General features: G+C 59.8%; 24 protein-coding genes. 19 read left to right on the top strand and 5 right to left on the bottom strand.

Going from position 1 to position 21,716, the window contains the following annotated elements:
* Positions 1-118: 118 nt before the first annotated feature.
* The gene (prmB, locus tag Q8X48_RS06960; RefSeq protein ID WP_407799515.1) at positions 119-1,027 is read right to left on the bottom strand and encodes a 50S ribosomal protein L3 N(5)-glutamine methyltransferase; all 909 of its coding nucleotides are present in this window, start codon (positions 1,025-1,027) and stop codon (positions 119-121) included.
* A gap of 239 nt (positions 1,028-1,266) precedes the next feature.
* Here prmB and Q8X48_RS06955 point away from each other — a divergent pair, with 239 nt between their 5' ends.
* From Q8X48_RS06955 to Q8X48_RS06935, 5 genes are all read left to right on the top strand, one after another.
* Positions 1,267-1,857: a cysteine hydrolase family protein gene (locus Q8X48_RS06955; protein WP_007974909.1), complete on the top strand. Its 591-nt coding sequence runs from the start codon at positions 1,267-1,269 to the stop codon at positions 1,855-1,857.
* A 131-nt stretch (positions 1,858-1,988) separates the two neighbouring features.
* Positions 1,989-2,309 (top strand): hypothetical protein, encoded by a 321-nt coding sequence (locus tag Q8X48_RS06950; RefSeq protein ID WP_015096113.1) that lies wholly within the window; start codon positions 1,989-1,991, stop codon positions 2,307-2,309.
* 78 nt (positions 2,310-2,387) lie between these two features.
* Positions 2,388-2,945: a Smr/MutS family protein gene (locus tag Q8X48_RS06945; RefSeq protein WP_095964020.1), complete on the top strand. Its 558-nt coding sequence runs from the start codon at positions 2,388-2,390 to the stop codon at positions 2,943-2,945.
* A gap of 77 nt (positions 2,946-3,022) precedes the next feature.
* Positions 3,023-3,568 carry a GTP cyclohydrolase I FolE gene (folE, locus tag Q8X48_RS06940; RefSeq protein ID WP_007988130.1) on the top strand — a complete coding sequence of 182 codons (546 nt, stop codon included), beginning with the start codon at positions 3,023-3,025 and terminating at the stop codon, positions 3,566-3,568.
* A 104-nt stretch (positions 3,569-3,672) separates the two neighbouring features.
* Positions 3,673-4,044, top strand: coding sequence for a glutathione S-transferase N-terminal domain-containing protein (locus tag Q8X48_RS06935; RefSeq protein ID WP_007988133.1), 372 nt, complete (start codon positions 3,673-3,675; stop codon positions 4,042-4,044).
* 185 nt (positions 4,045-4,229) lie between these two features.
* Here Q8X48_RS06935 and Q8X48_RS06930 read toward each other — a convergent pair whose 3' ends face one another.
* Complete coding sequence (locus Q8X48_RS06930) at positions 4,230-5,396, bottom strand: aminotransferase-like domain-containing protein (protein WP_407799514.1); 1,167 nt, start codon at positions 5,394-5,396, stop codon at positions 4,230-4,232.
* An 82-nt stretch (positions 5,397-5,478) separates the two neighbouring features.
* Here Q8X48_RS06930 and Q8X48_RS06925 point away from each other — a divergent pair, with 82 nt between their 5' ends.
* The 3 genes from Q8X48_RS06925 (at position 5,479) to Q8X48_RS06915 (ending at position 8,319) form a co-directional block, all read left to right on the top strand.
* Positions 5,479-5,925, top strand: a complete 447-nt coding sequence (locus Q8X48_RS06925) for a MarR family winged helix-turn-helix transcriptional regulator (RefSeq protein WP_015096116.1) — start codon at positions 5,479-5,481, stop codon at positions 5,923-5,925.
* Between the two features lie 345 nt (positions 5,926-6,270).
* Complete coding sequence (locus Q8X48_RS06920) at positions 6,271-7,620, top strand: NCS2 family permease (RefSeq protein WP_126046597.1); 1,350 nt, start codon at positions 6,271-6,273, stop codon at positions 7,618-7,620.
* A gap of 72 nt (positions 7,621-7,692) precedes the next feature.
* On the top strand, positions 7,693-8,319 hold the full coding sequence (locus Q8X48_RS06915; RefSeq protein WP_053157031.1) for a LysE family translocator: 627 nt from the start codon (positions 7,693-7,695) through the stop codon (positions 8,317-8,319).
* A gap of 193 nt (positions 8,320-8,512) precedes the next feature.
* Here the strand turns inward: Q8X48_RS06915 and uraH are convergent, their stop codons facing one another.
* Positions 8,513-8,866, bottom strand: coding sequence for a hydroxyisourate hydrolase (gene uraH / locus Q8X48_RS06910; RefSeq protein WP_007988144.1), 354 nt, complete (start codon positions 8,864-8,866; stop codon positions 8,513-8,515).
* Positions 8,867-9,299: 433 nt separating this feature from the next.
* Between uraH and puuE the strand changes: the two genes are divergently transcribed.
* From puuE to Q8X48_RS06865, 9 genes are all read left to right on the top strand, one after another.
* Complete coding sequence (gene puuE, locus Q8X48_RS06905; protein ID WP_126046599.1) at positions 9,300-10,226, top strand: allantoinase PuuE; 927 nt, start codon at positions 9,300-9,302, stop codon at positions 10,224-10,226.
* The gene (gene uraD, locus Q8X48_RS06900) at positions 10,223-10,738 is read left to right on the top strand and encodes a 2-oxo-4-hydroxy-4-carboxy-5-ureidoimidazoline decarboxylase (RefSeq protein ID WP_095964014.1); all 516 of its coding nucleotides are present in this window, start codon (positions 10,223-10,225) and stop codon (positions 10,736-10,738) included. Before puuE ends, uraD begins: the two co-directional genes overlap by 4 nt.
* Positions 10,739-10,828: 90 nt before the next feature.
* Entirely contained in the window at positions 10,829-11,824 is a 996-nt protein-coding gene (gene alc, locus Q8X48_RS06895; protein ID WP_007988149.1) for an allantoicase, read from the top strand.
* Between the two features lie 124 nt (positions 11,825-11,948).
* Entirely contained in the window at positions 11,949-12,452 is a 504-nt protein-coding gene (locus Q8X48_RS06890) for an ureidoglycolate lyase (RefSeq protein ID WP_008146154.1), read from the top strand.
* A 50-nt stretch (positions 12,453-12,502) separates the two neighbouring features.
* The gene (locus tag Q8X48_RS06885) at positions 12,503-13,807 is read left to right on the top strand and encodes a urate hydroxylase PuuD (protein WP_407799513.1); all 1,305 of its coding nucleotides are present in this window, start codon (positions 12,503-12,505) and stop codon (positions 13,805-13,807) included.
* Positions 13,808-13,972: 165 nt separating this feature from the next.
* Entirely contained in the window at positions 13,973-15,325 is a 1,353-nt protein-coding gene (locus tag Q8X48_RS06880) for a nucleobase:cation symporter-2 family protein (RefSeq protein ID WP_407799512.1), read from the top strand.
* 169 nt (positions 15,326-15,494) lie between these two features.
* Positions 15,495-16,280: an outer membrane protein OmpK gene (locus Q8X48_RS06875; protein ID WP_126046605.1), complete on the top strand. Its 786-nt coding sequence runs from the start codon at positions 15,495-15,497 to the stop codon at positions 16,278-16,280.
* Positions 16,280-16,624, top strand: coding sequence for a hypothetical protein (locus Q8X48_RS06870; RefSeq protein ID WP_407799511.1), 345 nt, complete (start codon positions 16,280-16,282; stop codon positions 16,622-16,624). The genes Q8X48_RS06875 and Q8X48_RS06870 overlap by 1 nt, the downstream gene beginning before the upstream one ends.
* A gap of 32 nt (positions 16,625-16,656) precedes the next feature.
* Complete coding sequence (locus tag Q8X48_RS06865) at positions 16,657-17,442, top strand: outer membrane protein OmpK (protein WP_407799510.1); 786 nt, start codon at positions 16,657-16,659, stop codon at positions 17,440-17,442.
* A 143-nt stretch (positions 17,443-17,585) separates the two neighbouring features.
* Here the strand turns inward: Q8X48_RS06865 and Q8X48_RS06860 are convergent, their stop codons facing one another.
* The gene (locus tag Q8X48_RS06860; RefSeq protein ID WP_407799509.1) at positions 17,586-18,758 is read right to left on the bottom strand and encodes a patatin-like phospholipase family protein; all 1,173 of its coding nucleotides are present in this window, start codon (positions 18,756-18,758) and stop codon (positions 17,586-17,588) included.
* A 151-nt stretch (positions 18,759-18,909) separates the two neighbouring features.
* Positions 18,910-19,842 (bottom strand): lipid A biosynthesis lauroyl acyltransferase, encoded by a 933-nt coding sequence (locus Q8X48_RS06855; RefSeq protein ID WP_126046609.1) that lies wholly within the window; start codon positions 19,840-19,842, stop codon positions 18,910-18,912.
* 118 nt (positions 19,843-19,960) lie between these two features.
* Here Q8X48_RS06855 and minC point away from each other — a divergent pair, with 118 nt between their 5' ends.
* Complete coding sequence (gene minC / locus Q8X48_RS06850; RefSeq protein WP_046037759.1) at positions 19,961-20,698, top strand: septum site-determining protein MinC; 738 nt, start codon at positions 19,961-19,963, stop codon at positions 20,696-20,698.
* A 202-nt stretch (positions 20,699-20,900) separates the two neighbouring features.
* Positions 20,901-21,713: a septum site-determining protein MinD gene (gene minD / locus Q8X48_RS06845; RefSeq protein ID WP_007974946.1), complete on the top strand. Its 813-nt coding sequence runs from the start codon at positions 20,901-20,903 to the stop codon at positions 21,711-21,713.
* Positions 21,714-21,716: the final 3 nt, after the last annotated feature.

The raw sequence follows: 21,716 nt of genomic DNA, 5'->3' as shown, positions 1-21,716 counted from the left end.
ACCGCGGCGCGGCTATCGCGGGCAAGCCACGCTCCCACAGGATTCGCGCCGTACTCAAATGATGCGGCACACGCTGAACCTGTGGGAGCTGGCTTGCCAGCGATAGGATTTCAACCAATCAGACGCGGGAAGCGAACAACGCCTGATGCTCTCGGCACTGCTGCGCGCTCAGCATGAACACACCGTGACCACCGCGCTCGAACTCCAGCCAGGCGAAGTCGACTTCCGGGTACAACGCCTCGACGTGCACCTGGCTGTTGCCCACTTCGACAATCAGCAAGCCTTTCTCGGTCAGATGATCCGCCGCTTCGGCAAGCATGCGACGCACCAGGTTCAAACCGTCATCGCCGCACGCCAGGCCCAGTTCCGGCTCGTGCTGGTATTCGTCCGGCATGTCGGCGAAATCTTCCGAATCGACGTAGGGCGGGTTCGACACGATCAGGTCGAAGCGTTGTCCCGGCAAGCCCTCGAAACCGTCGCCCTGCACCGTGTACACGCGCTCATCGAGACCATGGCGCTCGATGTTCTGGTTGGCCACTTCCAGCGCTTCGAACGACAGGTCCGCCAACACCACTTCGGCATGCTGGAACTCGTAGGCGCAAGCAATGCCGATGCAACCGGAGCCGGTGCACAAATCGAGAATCCGCGCCGGCTCGTTGGCCAGCCACGGGGTAAAACGGTTTTCGATCAGCTCGCCAATCGGCGAACGCGGGATCAACACACGCTGATCGACGATGAACGACATGCCGCAGAACCAGGCCTCGCCCAGCAGGTAGGCCGTTGGCACGCGCTCTTCGATGCGGCGCTTGAGCAGCAGCTGCAGGTGAACCACTTCGTCTTCTTCCAGATTGCAGTCGAGGTAGCTGTCGGCGATTTCCCACGGCAGGTGCAGCGCGCCCAGCACCAGTTGACGGGCTTCGTCCCAGGCATTGTCGGTGCCATGGCCGAAAAACAGATCCTCCCCATGGAAGCGGCTGACGGCCCAACGGATATGGTCACGCAGGGTGCGAAGGCGGGAAGTGATCACGACGGCAAACTCCAGAAAAATCGACGGGCGATTCTACCAGTCAAACGGCGCCACGACGACGCAGGAAAACGACCGACTCAAATGTAGGAGTTATCCGTTTTTTCGCCAGGCTATTGAACAAAACGTGACTATTGACAAGGCTAGAGGCCAGCAACCACGGCACCTACGATCGTAGCGATTCACAGAACCGCTCAGCCAGAGGACAATGGCGCAAAAGCCCCACTCCAAGGAGCCCCAGAATGTCCGTTCCAAAAACGATGTTTCAACTCAGCGGTCGCGGTTATCCGGCAGCCAAACTGAGTCATGCGACCCTTATCATCATCGATGCCCAGAAAGAGTATTTGAGCGGGCCGCTGGCCCTCAGCGGCATGGATGAGGCCGTCGCGAACATCAAGCAGTTACTCGCCGCGGCCCGTGCCGCCGGCCGGCCGATCGTGCATGTGCGCCACCTCGGCACGCTCGGTGGCATGTTCAACCCGCAAGGCGTCGGTGGTGAATTCATTCCGGGTCTTGAGCCACAGAGCGACGAAACCATCATCGGCAAATTGCTGCCGAGCGCGTTCCACGGTACCGAACTGGCCAAACGCCTGGAGGACCTCGGCGCCCTCGACCTGATCGTCTGCGGCTTCATGAGTCACTCGAGCGTCAGCACCACGGTGCGCGCCGCGAAGAACCTGGGCTTCCGCTGCACACTTATCGAAGACGCCTGCGCCACACGCGACCTGCCCTACAAGGGCGGTGTCCTGAGCGCAGCGCATGTTCATCAGACCGAAATGGCGATCATGGGCGACAACTTCGCCACCCTCGCGCTGACCTGTGAACTGATCTGATCGACGCTCAATGAGCGGCCTGGAGCGCCGCTCATCCGCAAAAACCTCTCATTTGCCGTAATTGTCTTAGCCTCAGGAACATCCCGGTCAACTCCCGGTCGAAGGGCCGATACCCATTGAGGAAGGTCGGAATGAAGTTATCCGATGGTTTTGACGCTCGCCGCTTGCGGCCCAAAGGCCAACGCAACTGGCGTTTTCGAATTGGCGCGACGTTCGCGGCATTGCTGGCGATGTGCGGCGTGTTGCTCGCCATGGCCGGTGCCGCCAGCCTGTTCGGCCACGTACCTGCCCTGGGTGAACTGAACACCAGCCGCACCGGTGCTGCCGTGATCCTGGCCATTGGCCTGTTCGTGCTGTACCTCGGTGTATGGCTGTGGCGCCGTTGCCGCCGTCGCTCGCGGCAGTCGCGGGAACTGGCCATGTCCCCGCACCTGATGAAAAAACACGACTGAGCCAAGCGCCGCGCGCGTTTTTGTCGCGCCCGATTCGCTTCGAGTTGGGTAAACTGGCCGCCCTTCGCGGAGGCTGACATGCAAGACGACGATTTTTCCCTGTTCAAAAGCGCGATCCAAGGCGTCAAGCCGATCAAGCACGATCGCGCCGAAACCGGCAAACCCAAGAGTGACCGTGCGCAGATTGCCAAGCTGCGTCAAGCGGCCACCGTGCGCACCGATGCCACCACCGTTGACGGTCTGTCCGATCAGTTCGTCATCGACGTCGGCCCTGAAGACGAGCTGATGTGGGCCCGCGATGGCGTGCAAGAAAGCCAGATGCGCAAGCTCAAGATCGGTCAGATTCCATTCGAAGGCAGCCTCGACCTGCACGGCATGAGCGTGGAAAAGGCCCGGGAAACCCTCTGGGCGTTCCTCGCCGAAGCAACCAGATTCGAAATCCGCTGCGTGCGCGTCACCCATGGCAAGGCGGTACGCCTGGACGGCAAGCGGCCGATGATCAAAAGCCACGTCAACACCTGGCTGCGCCAGCATCCACAGGTGCTCGGCTTCACCTCGTGCCAGGCCAAACACGGCGGTGCCGGGGCGGTCTATGTGATGCTCAAACGCACCATGATGGAAGGTCGCGACGAGTAAAGCTGATGCGCCACGCTTGCAGCGTCGTGTCCGTCACCGTACCCTTGCCCTTTGCGTAAAATCCCACAGGTAGTTTCATGTCCCTGGAACAGAATTACACGGCGATCCTCGGCCAGCTCGGCGAGGACGTTTCCCGCGAAGGCCTGCTCGACACGCCAAAACGTGCCGCCAAAGCCATGCAGTACCTCTGCCGCGGCTATGAACAGACACTGGAAGAGGTCACCAACGGTGCCCTGTTCAGCTCCGACAACAGCGAAATGGTGCTGGTCAAGGACATCGAGTTGTACTCGTTGTGCGAACACCACCTGCTGCCGTTCATCGGCAAGGCGCACGTTGCCTACATTCCGAGCGGCAAGGTCCTGGGCCTGTCGAAGGTGGCGCGGATCGTTGATATGTACGCCCGTCGCCTGCAGATCCAGGAAAACCTCAGCCGCCAGATCGCCGACGCGGTCCAGCAGGTCACCGGCGCCCTGGGCGTTGCGGTGGTGATCGAGGCCAAGCATATGTGCATGATGATGCGCGGTGTGGAGAAGCAGAATTCGACGATGATCACTTCGGTGATGCTCGGTGAATTCCGCGAGAACGCCGCGACCCGCAGCGAATTCCTCAGCCTCATCAAGTAATTCGCGGCACGAAGAAAACCGGCATTCATCGCCGGTTTTTTTTCGTCCGTGAAAAATCAGGTAAGCTGCGCGCCCTTCTTCGTTAGCACCGTGAGGCTTTCAACGTGTTCGTAAAAGCGCTTCGTGTCGGCCTTGGCCAACTGATCATCTTCATCGACTTCATCACGCGCCCAGGCAAGAAAAAGCGCCCCGCCGCGGCTCAGGCCCAGGTCGAAGCGGCCGCCAAAGGCCTGACCCTGTATCAATTCCACGCCTGCCCGTTCTGCGTGAAGACTCGCCGCACCCTGCGCCGCCTGAACGTGCCGGTGGCCCTTCGCGATGCGAAGAACAACGAACAGGATCGCCAGACCTTGCTCGAGCAAGGCGGCAAGATCAAGGTGCCGTGCCTGCGTATCGAAGAAAATGGCCAGACCACCTGGATGTATGAGTCCAAGGTGATCATTGATTATCTGGACAAGCGATTTGCGGCTGCCTGATGTTGATGTGGTGTTGCTGATGGCCCCATCGCTGGCAAGCCAGCTCCCACAGGGATCAGGTCCGCCCCACAAAATTTGAGTACACCTCGGTAGCTGTGGGAGCTGGCTTGCCAGCGATGAGGCCCGCTAAAACGGCACATGACTCAGACAAAAATAAACCGGCCCTTGCGCCGGTTTATTTGTTTTCAGGCCGCTTGCGCCGCCTGCGCCTGACGCACCACCGCCGCCAGCCGCTTGAGCCCCTCCTCCAGCCGCGCCGGGTCAATGTGGCTGAAGTTCAACCGCAAATACCCGTGATGCTTGTCCGGATCGGGGAAGAACGGCTCGCCCGGCATGAACGCCACATCCTTGGCCAACGCCGCGTTGAGCAAGGTTCGAGTGTCCAGCGGCTGCTTGAGTTTCAACCAGAAAAACAGCCCGCCCTGTGGCTCGTTCCAGTCCGCCAGATCACAGAAGTGAGTTTGCAGCGCCAGCTGGAACGCATCCCGGCGTTCCCGGTAAAAATCCCGTAGTTCACTGCGATGCTGCTGATACTTCTCGGTTCCGATCCATTGCAGTGCCTGCCACTGGCCAACCCGGTTGGTGTGCAGGTCCGCCGACTGCTTGAGTTTCAACAGATGGGGAAACAGGTCCGGGCTGGCGATCAGATAGCCAACGCGCAAACCTGGCAACAGGGTTTTCGACACCGTACCGGTATAGATCCAGCTGGCCTTCTTCAAGCGACCGGCAATCGGCGTGGCGCTACCACCATCGAAAGTCAGTTCGCGATAAGGCTCGTCTTCGATCAGGGTGACGCCGAACTCATCGAGCAGCGCTGCCACCGCGTCGCGTTTGGCTTCGCTGTAACGCACCGCCGAAGGATTCTGGAAGGTCGGGATCAGGTAGATGAAGGCCGGGTGGTGGTGTTCCAGGCGAGCGCGCAGCTCTGCCAGGTTCGGCCCGTCAGCCTCCAGCGGCACGGTCAGGCAATCGGCGCCGAACAGCTGGAAAATCTGCAATGCCGCCAGATAAGTCGGCGCTTCGAGCAGGATTTCGGTGCCCTTGTCGATGTAGAGCTTGGCGGCCAGATCCAGGGTTTGCTGTGAACCACTGACCACCAGCACCTGACTTGCCGCACATGCCACTCCCAACGCTCTCGCCTCGGCGGCCAACGCCTCACGCAACGCCGGTTCGCCCTCGCTCATGCCGTATTGGCCTATGGAAAGCGGCATGTCGGCCCAATCGACCTTCGGCAGCATGACTTCAGCCGGCAGACCTCCGGCGAACGACATCACTTGCGGACGCTGGGCCGCGGCGAGGATTTCACGGATCAAAGAACTTTTAAGGCGTGAGACACGTTCGGAAAAAGCCATGGGGATCACCGGTAGCGAGGCATGAGGAAAATGAGTCAAACTTGTTGACCGAAATTACGCTTCTTCGAATGGATACGTCAACATGCTTGACCTTAAAAACCCGCTTTCCCAACAGCAAGCCATGGAAGCGTTTTTCTTCGGCTACCAGGCTTTCACCGCCAAGGCCGATGAAATGCTCGAACGCCGCGGCCTGAGCCGGGTGCATCAACGCATTGTGTTTTTCATCGCTCGTTATCCGAACCTGAGCGTCAAGGAATTGCTGGCCTTGCTTGGCGTGAGCAAGCAGGCGCTGAACATGCCGTTGCGGCAATTGCTGGAGATGCATCTGGTCGACAGCGTCGCGTCCGAGTCGGACAAGCGTAAGCGGTTGCTGGAGTTGACTGCGGAAGGCGCGCGGTTTGAGCAGGCGTTGAGGCGTGAGCAGGTGAAATTGCTGGAGCGGGTGTTTGCCGAGGCTGGGGAGACGGCGGTGAATGGGTGGCTGGCGGTGAATCTGGCGTTGGGGAAAAGTCAGGCGCTTACCGACTGAATCAGTCTGCCTGCTGATTTTTATGCTGGCTGTTCCGGCCTCTTCGCGGGCAAGCCCGCTCCCACAGTGATGGATGGTGTCCACAAATCTTGTGCCTGACCGGGTTTCCTGTGGGAGCGGGCTTGCCCGCGAAGGGGCCGGTACAGGCGATATATCCCTATTGCCAAACTTTTCGTCGACAAAATCAAAAACATTATTTGCATTCTTTGTATACAAAAGCATAATCCACTTCGTGCGAGTTCCTGACCAAGCGGTCAACAAATTCGCAAGTGCCTCAAAGGGCCGCTGCCACCCTCATGGGTCCGGCCCTGGAAATAAAAATAAAACTCTTGAGGAGTATTCGCTGTGGAAAGCCGCAAATCCGAAGCATCGACGCTGGATCTCTCGCCGCCATTACGCAATGGCTTGCTGGAGCGTCTGTTCAAACTCAGCTTGCACGGCACCACGGTGAAGACCGAGCTGATTGCCGGTCTGACAACCTTCATCACCATGGCTTACATCATTTTCGTCAACCCCAACATCATGGCTGACGCCGGGATCGATCACGGTGCAGCATTCGTCGCCACCTGTATCGCTGCGGCCCTGGGTTGCCTGTTGATGGGTCTGTACGCCAACTGGCCAGTCGGTCTGGCGCCAGGCATGGGGCTCAACGCCTTCTTCACTTACACCGTGGTCGGCACCATGGGCTACAACTGGGAAACCGCCCTCGGCGCGGTGTTTGTGTCCGGTGTGTTGTTCATGATCCTGACCTTCTCCCGGATCCGCGAATGGCTGCTCAATAGCATCCCGGTCAGCCTGCGCTTCGCCATGGGCGCCGGCGTGGGTCTGTTCCTGGGGCTGATCGGCCTGAAAACCGCGGGCATCGTCGTCGATAGCCCGGCCACGCTGATCAAGCTCGGCTCCCTGCGCGAACCCGGCCCGCTGCTCGCCGCCGTATGCTTCCTGATGATCGCCATCCTCAGCTATCACAAGGTATTCGGCGCGATCCTCATCAGCATCATCACCGTGACCCTCGCTGGCTGGGGTCTGGGCTTGGTGCACTACGAGGGCATCATGTCCGCCCCGCCGAGCCTGGCTCCGACCTGGATGGCCATGAACGTCGCCGGTGTGTTCAACATCAGCATGGTCAGCGTGGTCCTGGCCTTCCTCTTCGTGCACATGTTCGACACCGCCGGCACCCTGATGGGTGTTGCCCAACGCGCCAACCTGGTAGGCGCTGACGGCAAGATCGAAAACCTCTCTCGAGCCATGAAAGCCGACAGTGCTTCCAGCGTATTCGGTGCAGTAGTCGGCGTTCCGCCGGTCACCAGCTACGTGGAAAGTGCAGCCGGTGTTGCAGCGGGTGGTCGGACTGGTCTTACCGCAGTGACCGTAGGTGTGCTATTTATTGCAGCCATGTTCTTCGCGCCGCTGGCCGGGATGATCCCTGCCTATGCAACCGCGGGTGCACTGATCTACGTAGCGATGCTGATGATGGGCGGCATGGCCCACATCGAATGGGATGAAGCGACCGACAGCATTCCGGCGATCGTTACCGCAATCATGATGCCACTGACCTTCTCGGTCGCCGACGGCATCGCGCTGGGCTTCATCACCTACGTGGCGATGAAGGCCGGTACCGGCAAGCACAAGGAAATTTCGGTGAGCCTGTGGGTGCTCTGCGCGATCTTCATCGCCAAGTTCATCTTCTTGTAAGCCACACGCGGTACACGCTTGAAAACAGCCTCACCCCGTCGGGTGGGGCTTTTGTGCAAATGGAGGAAAGTGATGAGTCTGGAAACCTGGCTGCTGTTCAGCGGCGCTGCGCTGATAGTGATCCTGATCCCGGGGCCACTGTCGTTGCTGATGATCAGCAACAGTCTGAATTACGGCCTGCGCCGCTCTTACCCGGCCTTTCTCGGCGGCGTGTCTGCATCGATCTGCCTGCTGAGTGCTTCGGCGCTGGGCCTGGGTGCGTTGTTGCTGGCGTCGGAACAGCTGTTCAGCGCCCTGAAGATTCTGGGTGCCCTTTACCTGTTCTACCTCGCCTGGCAGAGCTGGCAACAGTCGCGCCTGCCCTCCCATGGCGCTGAAGTGCCACAAGCCGCGCCGGTGCCACGTTTTCGTGCGCTGTTCGGGCGTGCGTTCATGCTGGGCGCCAGCAACCCGAAGGACATCCTGTTCTTCGCCGCTTTCCTGCCGCAGTTCTTGAGTGCCGAACAGCCGTTCCTGCCGCAGCTGCTGGTGATGATTGTCACCTGGACACTGCTGGATCTGGCCTGCAAGTTGGCTTATGGCCTCGGCGCCCATGGCGCGGCGCGGTATCTGCGCAGTGGCAAGGGCCAGAGTTGGTTCAACCGGATCAGTGCGGGGTTGTTCAGTGGTGCGGGGGCTGCGTCTCTGCTGAGCCGCTAACAGCTGTAGGAGCGAGCTTGCTCGCGATGGACGTTAACGATGACGCGGGCCATCTGAATGCCCTCGTTGTCTGGGCCTCCATCGCGAGCAAGCTCGCTCCTACAGACGAAAAAAAGCCCGCAGTGTGAGCGGGCGAAAGACCAAAGAAGCTATATGCGCAGTCGCTTCCAGGGTGCAGCAGCTGCTTGGGGGATCAGCTGCCGCGATAGGTGGAGTAGCTGTAAGGCGAAATCAACAACGGCACGTGGTAGTGATCCTGCTCGGCAGAGATGCCGAAACGCAGCACCACCACATCCAGGAAAGCCGGCTCCGGCAGCTTGACGCCGCGGGCGCGGTAGTAATCGCCGGCATGAAACTGAACCTGATAGACCCCGGTGCGGTAGTCATCACCTTGCAGCAGCGGTGCATCGACACGGCCATCGCTGTTGGTTATCGCGCTGGCGACCAATTCCAGTTGCGATCCTTCAACGCGGTACAACTCGACCTTGATCGAGCTGCCCGGGCAACCGTGTGCTGCGTCCAAAACGTGTGTAGTCAAACGTCCCATTGATTCTGCGCGCCTGCCTGCGTGGAGCAGTCAGACTTCGCGCCTCCCGAAGTCAGTTGAAAAGGAGACCGCACCGATTCGGAGCACGAAAAGTTGCGGCGAGCGACTGATTAAGACACTTTTAAAAAAAATTGTACACAATAAAAACGACATTTTTCGCGTTATACCCGGCACTTGCACATTTACCGGCGATTTCCCGCCGAACTGCACACTCCATAGACCCGTCATCAAATTACTGACCAGTCAGGCAGATTTCTTGCAGGCTCACGCCAATAGCAGTAAAAGATGACAGTCGGTTAAAAATGCGAAAATTCAGGCTTACAAAGTGAATATAAAGTTGTATACAATCAGCCCATCGCTGTGACGCCAGCCTGCCACCAATCTCCAGCTGCGTCACACCAACCGTCATCATCGAACAAGAAGGAAGCCTGCAGTGAGCGCTGACTACCCACGCGACCTGGTCGGTTACGGCAGTAACCCTCCTCATCCACACTGGCCGGGCAATGCCCGCATAGCCCTGTCGTTCGTACTCAATTACGAAGAAGGCGGCGAGCGCAACATCCTGCACGGCGACAAAGAGTCCGAAGCCTTCCTCTCGGAAATGGTGTCTGCCCAGCCGCTGCAAGGCGCGCGCAACATGAGCATGGAATCGCTTTACGAGTATGGCAGCCGTGCCGGCGTGTGGCGGATCCTGAAGCTGTTCAAGGAATTCGACATTCCACTGACCATTTTCGCCGTGGCCATGGCCGCCCAGCGTCACCCGGACGTGATCCGCGCCATGGTCGATGCCGGCCACGAGATCTGCAGCCACGGCTACCGCTGGATCGACTACCAGTACATGGACGAAGCCCAGGAACGCGAGCACATGCTCGAAGCGATCCGCATCCTCACCGAAATCACCGGCGAACGCCCGCTGGGCTGGTACACCGGCCGCACCGGCCCGAACACCCGTCGCCTGGTAATGGAGGAAGGCGGTTTCCTCTACGACTGCGACACCTACGACGACGACCTGCCCTACTGGGAACCGAACAACCCGACCGGCAAGCCGCACCTGGTGATCCCGTACACCCTGGACACCAACGACATGCGCTTCACCCAGGTCCAGGGTTTCAACAAGGGCGACGACTTCTTCGAATACCTCAAGGATGCGTTCGACGTGCTTTACGCCGAAGGCGCCGAAGCACCGAAGATGCTGTCGATCGGCCTGCACTGCCGCCTGATCGGCCGTCCGGCGCGTCTGGCTTCGCTCAAGCGCTTTATCGAATACGCTAAAAGTCATGAACAGGTGTGGTTCAGCCGTCGCGTCGACATAGCACGCCACTGGCAGCAAACCCACCCGTACCAAGGGGCCGCGAAATGAGCGCCTTTCAAACATTGAAACCCTCGACATTGAGCCGCGACGCCTTCGTCAAAGCCTTCGCCGACATCTACGAACATTCGCCATGGGTGGCCGAAAAGGCCTTCGACCTGGGCCAGGATGCCTCGATCGACGAGATCGAAACCCTGCACCAGCGCATGAGCGACATCCTGTTGAGCGCCGATCACGCCAGCCAATTGGCTCTGATCAACGCTCACCCGGACCTGGCCGGCAAAGCCGCCGTCCAGGGCCAGTTGACCGAAGCCAGCACCCATGAACAGGCTGGCGCCGGTATTCACCAATGCACGGCCGAAGAGTTCCAGCGCTTCACCGAGCTGAACGACGCCTACAAAGCCAAGTTCAAGTTTCCCTTCATCATGGCGGTAAAAGGCAGCAACCGGCATCAGATCCTCGCAGCGTTCGAAACGCGCATCCACAACCCGGTCGACACCGAGTTCAAGTGCGCGCTGGCGCAGATCAACAAGATCGCCCTGTTCCGATTACTGACCCTATAGCAAGCCTGGCCCTCGCGAATTCAAGAACGCCGAATCCGCACAGGGCCTCGCAAGCATCCCAAGCCACTTATTTAAAGGCAGACAAGAAGAATGAAAGCTTACGCCGTACCTTTCGAGAAGTTCGTCAACCTGGCCGACGCCCGCCTGGGCACCAAAATCATCTCGGTCACCGATGACTGGTTCGCAGACGCCAACCGTCTGTTCCAACCGACCCCGGCCGTATGGAAGGAGGGCGTGTTCGATGACAACGGCAAGTGGATGGACGGCTGGGAATCGCGCCGCAAGCGTTTCGAAGGCTTCGACAGCGCCGTGATCCGCCTCGGCGTACCGGGTTCGATCAAGGGCGTCGACATCGACACTTCATTCTTCACCGGCAACTTCCCGCCATCGGCGTCCCTGGAAGCCTGCTTCCTGGCGTCGGGCGAGCCTGATGAAAACACCCAGTGGACTGAAGTGCTGTCCGCTGTCGAGCTGCAAGGCAACAGCCACCACTACCACGAAATCAACAACGACCAGGCCTTCAGCCACCTGCGCTTCAACATCTACCCGGATGGCGGCGTGGCCCGTCTGCGTGTGTACGGCGTGCCGTTCCGCGACTGGTCGGCCATCGGCGACAACGAGCAAGTCGACCTGGCCGCCGCCCTCAACGGCGGCCGCGCCCTCGCCTGCTCCGATGAACACTTCGGCCGCATGAGCAACATCCTCAACCCGGGCCGTGGCATCAACATGGGCGACGGCTGGGAAACCGCGCGTCGCCGTACCCCGGGCAATGACTGGGTCATCGTCGCGCTGGGTCATGCCGGTGAAGTCGAGAAAGTCATCGTCGACACCCTGCACTTCAAGGGCAACTACCCGGACAGCTGCTCGATCCAGGGCGCCTTCGTGAAGGGCGGCACCGACAGCCAGATCGAAACCCAATCGCTGTTCTGGCGCGAACTGTTGCCAAGCCAGAAGCTGGAAATGCACGCCGAACACACCTTCGCCGAGCAGATCAAGGCACTGGGCCCGATCACCCACATCCGCCTGAACGTGTTCCCGGATGGTGGTGTGAGCCGCCTGCGTGTACTGGGCAAGGTCGCTAAATAAGCGCTGAACCCAATCGCGAGCAAGCTCGCTCCCACAGGTTTTGTGAACGCCACAGTCCACTGTGGGAGCGAGCTTGCTCGCGATGGCGTCAAAACAAACAACACAGAATTCGGAAAAGAACAGCATGCGCACACTGACGATTGAACCGCTGACCAAAGAAGCCTTCGCCCCTTTCGGTGACGTGATCGAAACCGACGGCAGCGATCACTTCATGATCAACAACGGTTCGACCATGCGCTTCCATAAACTGGCGACGGTCGAAACCGCCAAGCCAGAGGACAACGCGATCATCAGCATCTTCCGCGCCGACGCGCAGGACATGCCGCTGACCGTCAGCATGCTGGAGCGCCATCCGCTGGGCAGCCAGGCTTTCATTCCGCTGCTCGGCAACCCCTTTCTGATCGTGGTCGCGCCACTTGGCGATGAACCTGTATCAGGCTTGGTCCGCGCCTTCGTTACCAACGGCAGGCAGGGCATTAATTACCATCGCGGCGTCTGGCACCACCCGGTGCTGACGATCGAAAAGCGGGATGACTTCCTGGTGGTTGATCGCAGTGGCACAGGCAATAACTGCGATGAGCATTTTTTCAAAGAGGATGAGCGTTTGATCCTCGCCCCCCACCAATAAGAGAAGGTCTGATCACTCGACAACAGAGTGACAGGCGAGAGGTAAAGACTGTGGAAGCACATCTGTTGGAATGGCTGAACCTGAGCGTGCGCTGGGTTCACATGATTACTGGCGTGGCCTGGATCGGTGCGTCGTTCTATTTCGTCTGGCTGGAAAACAACCTCAACCGGGTCAACCCGAGAACCGGCCTGGCCGGCGATTTGTGGGCGATCCACGGCGGCGGTATCTACCACCTGGAAAAATACAAACTGGCTCCACCGACCATGCCGGACAACCTGCACTGGTTCAAATGGGAAGCCTACTTCACCTGGATGTCGGGGATCGCGCTGCTGTGCGTGGTGTTCTACTCCAACCCGACGCTCTACCTGCTGGCTCCGGGCAGCACCCTGAGCGGTCCTGAAGGCGTGGCCATCGGTCTCGGCTCGCTGTTCATCGGCTGGTTCATCTACTCCTTCCTGTGCGACTCGGCCCTGGGCAAACGCCCTGCCCTGCTAGGTTTCATCCTGTTCGTCCTGATCATCGGCGCGGCCTATGGCTTCAGCAAGGTGTTCAGCGGTCGGGGTGCGTACCTGCACGTCGGCGCGATCATCGGCACCATCATGGTCGGCAACGTGTTCCGCATCATCATGCCGGCACAGCGCGCACTGGTGGCGGCGATCGCCGAGAACCGCACGCCGGATCCGGCCCTGCCGGCCAAAGGCCTGCTGCGTTCGCGTCACAACAACTACTTCACCTTGCCGGTGCTGTTCATCATGATCAGCAACCACTTCCCGAGCACCTACGGCAGCCAGTACAACTGGTTGATCCTGGCCGGGATCGCGGTACTGGCGGTGTTGGTGCGTCACTACTTCAACACCCGTCATGACAGCCACAAGTTTGCCTGGACCCTGCCGGTGGCAGCGGTGGGCATGATCTGCCTGGCCTATGTGTCCGGTCCGAAGCCGATGTCCAGCGCCCCTGAAGTGGCCAACGCTCCAGCGACAATCGAATACCAGCCGCTACCGGAAACCGCAGTGGGCGGTGGATTGAAACCTGCTGAAGCCAAACCTGCACAAGCGCCTGCTGCCGCTGCGGCTCAGGCCTCCAATGCCGGCCCGGGTTTCGACAAGGTGCACAGCGTGATTCAGGAACGCTGCACGGTCTGCCACTCGGCCAAGCCAACCAGTCCGCTGTTCAGTGCAGCACCGGCAGGTGTGATGCTGGACACTCCCGAGCAAATCCGCCAGAACGCACCGCGGATCCAGGCGCAAGCCGTCACCAGCCAGATCATGCCACTGGGCAACATCACCCAGATGACCCAGCAGGAACGTGACCTGATCGGTGCCTGGATTGTGCAGGGAGCCCAGACCAATTAATCGCTGAACGCTTCACGAGCAGGCTCGCTCTCACACAGGCAACACAAAACCTGTGGGAGCGGGCTTGCCCGCGAATGGCCGCAAAGCGGCCTACCTGATTCGAATACAGTTGCCGGCAGCATTGCGGCTGTAAATCACAAGAATAAAAAAGATCCGAGGTGTTGCATGTCCGAGCTATCCGCAGCGCGCATCCCCGACGCACCCGCCATTCAGCGCTTGCCCCTCTTGCAACTGATCCTGGTCGGTTTGCAACATGTTCTGCTGATGTACGGTGGCGCCATCGCGGTGCCGCTGATCATCGGACAGGCCGCTGGCCTGAGTCGTGAAGAAATCGCCTTTCTGATCAATGCCGACCTGCTGGTGGCCGGTATTGCCACCATCGTCCAGTCCCTCGGCATCGGCCCCATGGGCATTCGCATGCCGGTGATGATGGGCGCCAGTTTCGCTGCCGTCGGCAGCATGGTCGCCATGGCCGGCATGCCTGGTATCGGCCTGCAGGGGATCTTCGGCGCGACCATCGCCGCCGGTTTCTTCGGCATGCTCATCGCCCCGTTCATGTCCAAGGTCGTGCGCTTCTTCCCGCCGCTCGTGACCGGCACGGTCATCACCTCGATCGGTTTGTCGCTGTTCCCCGTGGCCGTGAACTGGGCTGGCGGCGGTGCCAGCGCCGCTCAATTCGGCTCGCCGATCTACCTGGCCATCGCCGCTTTGGTGCTGGGCACCATCCTGTTGGTCCACCGTTTCATGCGCGGCTTCTGGGTCAATATTTCCGTGCTGATCGGCATGTGCCTGGGCTACGTGCTCTGCGGCCTGCTCGGCATGGTCGACCTCAGCGGCATGGCGCAGGCGCCATGGCTGCAATTCGTTACGCCGCTGCACTTCGGCATGCCGAAATTCGAACTCGCACCGATCCTGTCGATGTGCCTGGTGGTGGTGATCATTTTCGTCGAGTCCACCGGGATGTTTCTTGCGCTGGGCAAGATCACCGGCCAGGAAGTCTGCCCACGCATGCTGCGGCGCGGCTTGCTGTGCGATGCCGGCGCCTCGTTCTTCGCCGGATTCTTCAACACCTTCACCCACTCCTCCTTTGCCCAGAACATCGGCCTGGTGCAGATGACCGGTGTGCGCTGCCGCTCCGTAACCATCGTCGCCGGCGGTTTGCTGATCGTCCTGAGCCTGCTCCCCAAGGCCGCGTTCCTGGTGGCCTCGATCCCTCCGGCAGTCCTGGGCGGCGCAGCGATTGCGATGTTCGGCATGGTCGCCGCCACCGGGATCAAGATTCTCCAGGAAGCCGATATCGGTGATCGTCGCAACCAATTGCTGGTGGCGGTGAGCATCGGCATGGGCCTGATCCCGGTGGTGCGCCCGGAGTTTTTCGCCCACCTGCCGGTGTGGATGAGCCCGATCACCCACAGCGGCATCGCCATGGCCACCCTCAGCGCGCTGACGCTGAACCTGCTGTTCAACATCCTCGGTGGCGCCGAACGCGCGGCCATCAAGGATTGCCACGCCCACTAAGACAGAAATACACACCCCCTGTAGGAGCGAGCCTGCTCGCGATGAACCCGAGAACACCGTGTTTATCCAGATAACACGCGTAATCGTTGACGACCATCGCGAGCAAGCTCGCTCCTACAGGGGTAGGGGTTTCCTGCGCCTCAAAAATAAAAACAAGAGGGAGCAACAGATGATTCGGACACAAACCAACCTGCTGTTGGGTGCTGGCCTGCTGGCCGCGAGTCAGGCCATGGCCGGCGATTTACTGCTGTGGCAAACCAACAGCCTGAGCTATCTGTACGGCAAGGATTTCGCGGTCAACCCGTCGATCCAGCAGACGATAACCTTCGAGCACGCCGACCGCTGGAAGTACGGCGACAACTTCATGTTCATCGACAGCACCTACTACAACGGCGAGAAAGACCGGAACAAAGGCGTCCACGCTTACTACGGCGAGTTCAGCCCGCGCCTCTCCCTGGGCAAGATCCTCGACCGTCGCTTCGAATTCGGCCCGATCAAGGACGTGCTGCTGGCCATGACCTACGAGAACGGCGAAGACGATACCGAGGCCTACCTGATCGGCCCCGGATTCGACCTGGCAGTACCGGGCTTCAATTTTTTCACCCTGAACTTCTACTACCGCCAGACCGAAGGCTCGCGTCCCGGCGACGATGTCTGGCAGATCACGCCGGCCTGGTCCTTCACCCTGCCATTGGGCAACTCGAACCTGTTGATCGACGGCTACATGGACTGGGTAGTGGATAACGACCAGAACGCCCATGGCACCTATCACGCCAACCTGCACTTCAACCCGCAGATCAAGTACGACCTGGGCAAGGCCCTGGGCTGGCGGGAGAAACAGGTGTACGTCGGCGCCGAATACAGCTACTGGAAAGACAAGTACGGCATCGAAAACAGCGGCAAATTCGACACCAATGAAAACACCACCAGCCTGCTGGTGAAGGTGCATTTCTGATGCTGCCCCGCAACCGTGCGCCAAACCTGTCGTCGGTGCGCCGTTGCGGAGCACTTGAGACCTGGCCGAGGAGTCAGTATTCTCCGCGGCCGCCCGAATCCGGTTTAAAAAAAAGCCCGGATGTAAAACCTGACCAGCAGGCCAACTTATCCCGGCGCTGGCAGGCACCAAGGCACTCCACCCCCCCTCTCAATCGACCGCTTTTGAGCCGTCGAGCGGGAGTTTTTTTGCTTTTTGAAAGCCTTGGCTCAGCTTTTGCTATCAGCACAAAGCTGACCGACTGGATGATTTTTTACCGCTACGGAAAAAGGCGCCACACCAGAGCGTCGACCTTAAAAAAATAACGTGGAACCACCTACTTTTTGGGAGCAACCGAATGAAACGTACGTGCACTAGCCTGATGCTGGCGGGATCGATGCTGGCCGGGGGCCAGGCCATGGCTGGCGATTTGCTACAGTGGCAGAACAACAGCCTGACCTACCTGTATGGCAAGGATTTCCAGGTCAACCCGCGCATCCAGCAGACGGTGACCTTCGAACACGCCGATGGCTGGAAGTACGGCGACAACTTCTTCTTCATCGACAAGATCTTCTACAACGGCAAGGAAGACCACTTCGCGGGTGAAAACACCCACTACGGCGAGCTCAGCCCGCGCCTGTCGTTCAACAAGATCTTCGACCAGAAGTTCGAGTTTGGCCCGATCAAGGACGTCCTGCTGGCCATGACCTATGAGTTCGGCGAAGACGACACCGAGTCGTACCTGATCGGCCCTGGCTTCGACCTGGCTATCCCGGGCTTCGACTACTTCCAGTTGAACTTCTACAACCGTCACACCGAGGGCGACCGCCCGGGCGACAACATCTGGCAGGTCTCGCCGGTCTGGTCCTACACCATCCCGGTGGGTGACTCGGACGTGCTGATCGACGGCTTCATGGACTGGGTCGTCGACAACGATGTCAACAGCAAAGGCGAGTACCACGCCAACCTGCACTTCAACCCACAGGTTAAATATGACCTGGGCAAGGCGCTGAACCTGGGTGCCAAGCAGTTGTACGTCGGTGTCGAGTATGACTACTGGAAAAACAAGTACGGGATTGAAGACAGCCAGGGCTTCAAGACGGATCAGAGCGTGACCAGTTTCCTGGTTAAGGTTCACTTCTGATCATTTAATTCTGTAGGCGTCTGTATGGGCGCCTTCGCGAGCAAGCCCGCTCCCACATTTGATCTGCGCCGTACGCAATTATTGTGTTCGCTGAAAATCGAGTGTGGGAGCGGGCTTGCTCGCGAATGGCTGCACCGCCTATCTCAAGCCGAGACTGCAGGCTCCACCAAGCCGAGAAACCGGCATAACTCCCCGCGCTTGGCCAACGCATCGCTGCGCCCCAACTCGATCAACTCGCTGCAATACCCCGCCTCGAACAGCAGGTAGCTCAGTACTCCTGCCCCGCTGGTCTTGGTCGCACCCGGCCCCCGCAGGAACAGACGCAGCGCCGCCGGTAATTCCTGACGATGTCGCGCGGCAATCTCATCGATCGGCTGGCTCGGTGAAATCACCAGCACGTCCACCGGCGCCACGCCCAATGCGCGGGTCGGTGTGCCATCAGGCATCAGGTGACTGAACTGGTTCAGGCGCTGCAACAACTCGATGTCACTTTCCAGGCTGTCAATGAACGTACTGTTGAGCATGTGCCCGCCGATCTGCGCCAGGGTCGGCTGCTGCCCGGTGTAGCTGCGCTGCAAGGGTCGTTGCGGGTCGAAACCGCGGGGGTTGCCGCTGACGCCCACCACCAGCACCCGACTGGCGCCCAGATGCAGCGCCGGGCTGATCGGCGCCGACTGACGCACCGCGCCATCACCGAAATACTCTTCGCCGATTTTCACCGGGGCGAACAGCAGCGGAATCGCCGAACTGGCGAGCAAGTGTTCAACCGACAGTCGGGTGGGAACGCCGATGCGTCGATGGCGCAACCAGGCATCGATCTTGCCGCCGCCCTCATAGAACGTGACGGCCTGGCCGGACTCATAGCCGAACGCCGTGACCGCCACCGCATGCAATTGCTTCTGTGCGATCGCTTCGGCGATGCCCCCCATATGCAGCTTGTCGTTGAGCAGATCCCGCAGCGGCGAACTGTTGAGCAGCGCCACCGGAACCTGGGAACCGATGCCGAGCAAACTATGGCTGACAAAGCGAGTGGCCTGGCGAATGACCCCGGGCCAGTCGCTGCGCAATACCAGAGGGCTGCGAAAGCCCTGCCAGAAGGCCGTCAGGCGCTGGATGGCATGACGAAAATCCATTGCCCCGCTGGCGAGGCTGACGGCGTTGATCGCGCCCGCCGAAGTGCCGACGATCACCGGAAACGGATTGCTCGCCCCCGGCGGCAGCAATTCGGCAATCGCCGCCAGCACCCCGACCTGATAAGCCGCCCGAGCCCCGCCGCCGGAAAGAATCAGCCCTGTAACCGGTTCAGCTGGACTCATGCACAACTCTCCATGGTGCTTGATGGGATGACGCTGCCTTGTAGGAGCGAGCCTGCTCGCGATGGACGTCAACGATAACGCGGGTAACCTGACGCCCCGTGGCGCTCTCCAGTCCATCGCGAGCAGGCTCGCTCCTACAGGGGATCGGGATTCAACCGCGTTTGGCGTACAGCTTCGGCTCGCCCGGTGGACGGCTCTTGAAGCGGCGGTGGGCCCACAGGTATTGCTCGGGATATTGGCGCAGGACGCCTTCAATCCATTGGTTGATGCGAATGCAGTCTTCTTCCTCGGTTTCGCCGGGGAAGCCTTCGAGCGGCGCATGGATCACCAGGCGATAACCGCTGCCGTCCGCCAGACGCTCCTGGGTGAACGGCACCACCAGCGCCTTGCCCAGCCGCGCAAACTTGCTCGTGGCAGTGACGGTCGCCGCCTGAATGCCGAACAGCGGCACGAAGATGCTTTGCTTGGCGCCGTAGTCCTGATCCGGCGCGTACCAGATCGCGCGGCCCGAGCGCAGCAATTTGAGCATGCCGCGCACGTCTTCACGCTCTATCGCCAGCGAATCGAGGTTGTGCCGCTCGCGGCCCTGGCGCTGGATATAGTCGAACAGCGGATTCTTGTGCTCGCGGTACATGCCGTCGATGGTGTGCTGCTGACCGAGCAACGCCGCGCCGATTTCCAGCGTGGTGAAGTGCAGCGCCATCAGGATCACGCCCTTGCCTTCGCGCTGGGCCTGCTGCAAGTACTCCAGCCCTTCAACGTGAGCGAGACTCGCCAGACGCTTGCGCGACCACCACCAGCTCATCGCCATTTCAAAAAACGCGATACCGGTGGAGGCGAAGTTTTCCTTGAGCAGGCGTTTGCGTTCGGCGGCGGTTTTTTCCGGAAAACACAGTTCCAGATTGCGCTTGGCAATGCGCCGTCTGTCGCCGGCCACGCGATACATCAATGCGCCCAATGCTCGGCCGATCCACAGCAGTGCCGGATACGGCAACTGGACGATGAGCCACAACAGCCCCAGGCCACACCACAGCGGCCAGAAACGTGGAGATAGAAATGCTTTTCGAAAACGCGGGCGGTCCATTAATGCTTCCGGAATGACAATGGCCGCGCATTCTACATCGTTCGACCCGGCTTGCGGCCTGCGGGCGTTCTCGTTATAAGTCTCGGCACTTTTAGTGACAAGTCGTTGTATGCCGACCATGAGCCAAACCGAACCGCTAGACCAAGATCCCGTGTTCCAGTTGAAGGGCAGCATGCTGGCCATTACGGTGCTGGAACTGGCCCGTAACGACCTCGAAAGCCTTGATCGGCAACTGGCCGCCAAGGTCGCCCAGGCGCCCAACTTCTTCAGCAATGCGCCGCTGGTACTGGCCCTGGACAAACTCCCGGCCAACGAAGGCGCGGTCGATCTGCCAGGTCTGATGCGCGTTTGCCGCCAGCATGGCCTGCGCACCCTGGCGATCCGCGCCAGCCGCATCGAAGACATCGCCGCCGCCATTGCGGTCGACCTGCCGGTGCTGCCACCGTCTGGTGCCCGAGAGCGTCCACTGGACCTGACCGAAGGCGAACCGAAGAAAAAACCGGAAAAACCGCCTGAACCGACCATCAAGCCGACAAAAATCATCACCTCGCCGGTACGCGGTGGCCAGCAGATTTATGCCCAGGGCTGCGATCTGGTGGTGATCTCCTCGGTCAGCCCGGGGGCGGAACTTCTCGCCGATGGCAACATCCATGTATACGGCCCGATGCGTGGTCGCGTGTTGGCCGGCGTCAAGGGCGACACCAAGGCGCGGATTTTCTGTCAGCAAATGAGCGCTGAACTGATTTCCATTGCCGGACATTACAAGGTTTCCGAAGATCTGCGCCGCGATCCTCTGTGGGGTTCGGGTGTGCAGGTCAGCCTGTCCGGCGACGTGTTGAACATCATTCGGCTTTAACGGATACTGCCGCATTTTCCAAGCATCTCTAAAACGTAGCGAAAACGGCTCAAACGAAGTAGGAAAAAGGCCGAAAGCAGTGTTTACCGGGGGTAAGCGCCGCTCAAAACCGGATTCCAGCCAAGGCTGTCCGACTGCAGTAGTTTTTCAGGAGATGTTTTTCAGGGGCTGAAAAGTCCTTTTTCCTTAGGGGTGAAACACCTTGGCCAAGATTCTCGTGGTTACATCCGGCAAGGGTGGTGTGGGTAAGACCACCACCAGCGCCGCTATCGGTACCGGCCTCGCTCTGCGCGGCCACAAAACAGTTATCGTCGACTTCGACGTGGGCTTGCGTAACCTCGACCTGATCATGGGTTGCGAGCGCCGCGTGGTGTACGACTTCGTCAACGTGGTCAACGGCGAAGCCAACCTGCAACAGGCCCTGATCAAAGACAAGCGCCTGGAAAACCTCTACGTGCTGGCCGCCAGCCAGACCCGCGACAAAGACGCGCTGACCGTCGAAGGCGTGGAAAAAGTCCTGATGCAACTCAAGGAAGACTTTGAGTTCGTGGTCTGCGATTCTCCGGCGGGCATCGAGAAAGGCGCCCACCTGGCCATGTACTTCGCCGATGAAGCGATCGTCGTGACCAACCCGGAAGTCTCCTCGGTACGTGACTCCGACCGCATGCTCGGCCTGCTGGCCAGCAAGTCCCGTCGCGCCGAACGCGGCGAAGACCCGATCAAGGAACACCTGCTGATTACCCGTTATCACCCGGAACGTGTGAGCAAAGGCGAAATGCTCGGCGTAGAAGACGTCAAGGAAATCCTTTCGGTGACCCTGCTCGGCGTGATCCCTGAATCCCAGGCGGTGCTCAAGGCATCCAACCAGGGTGTTCCGGTGATTCTCGACGACCAGAGCGATGCCGGCCAGGCCTACAGCGATACCGTTGACCGCCTGCTGGGCAAAACCGTGGATCATCGATTCCTTGATGTACAGAAGAAGGGATTCTTCGAGCGCCTGTTTGGAGGCAACTAAGCA

This window comes from Pseudomonas sp. QLc11A, from assembly GCF_052112305.1.
GTDB lineage: Bacteria > Pseudomonadota > Gammaproteobacteria > Pseudomonadales > Pseudomonadaceae > Aquipseudomonas > Aquipseudomonas laurylsulfatiphila.
Note: the sequence above shows the minus strand (reverse complement) of the source record. Positions and strands in the feature narration are given on the sequence as shown.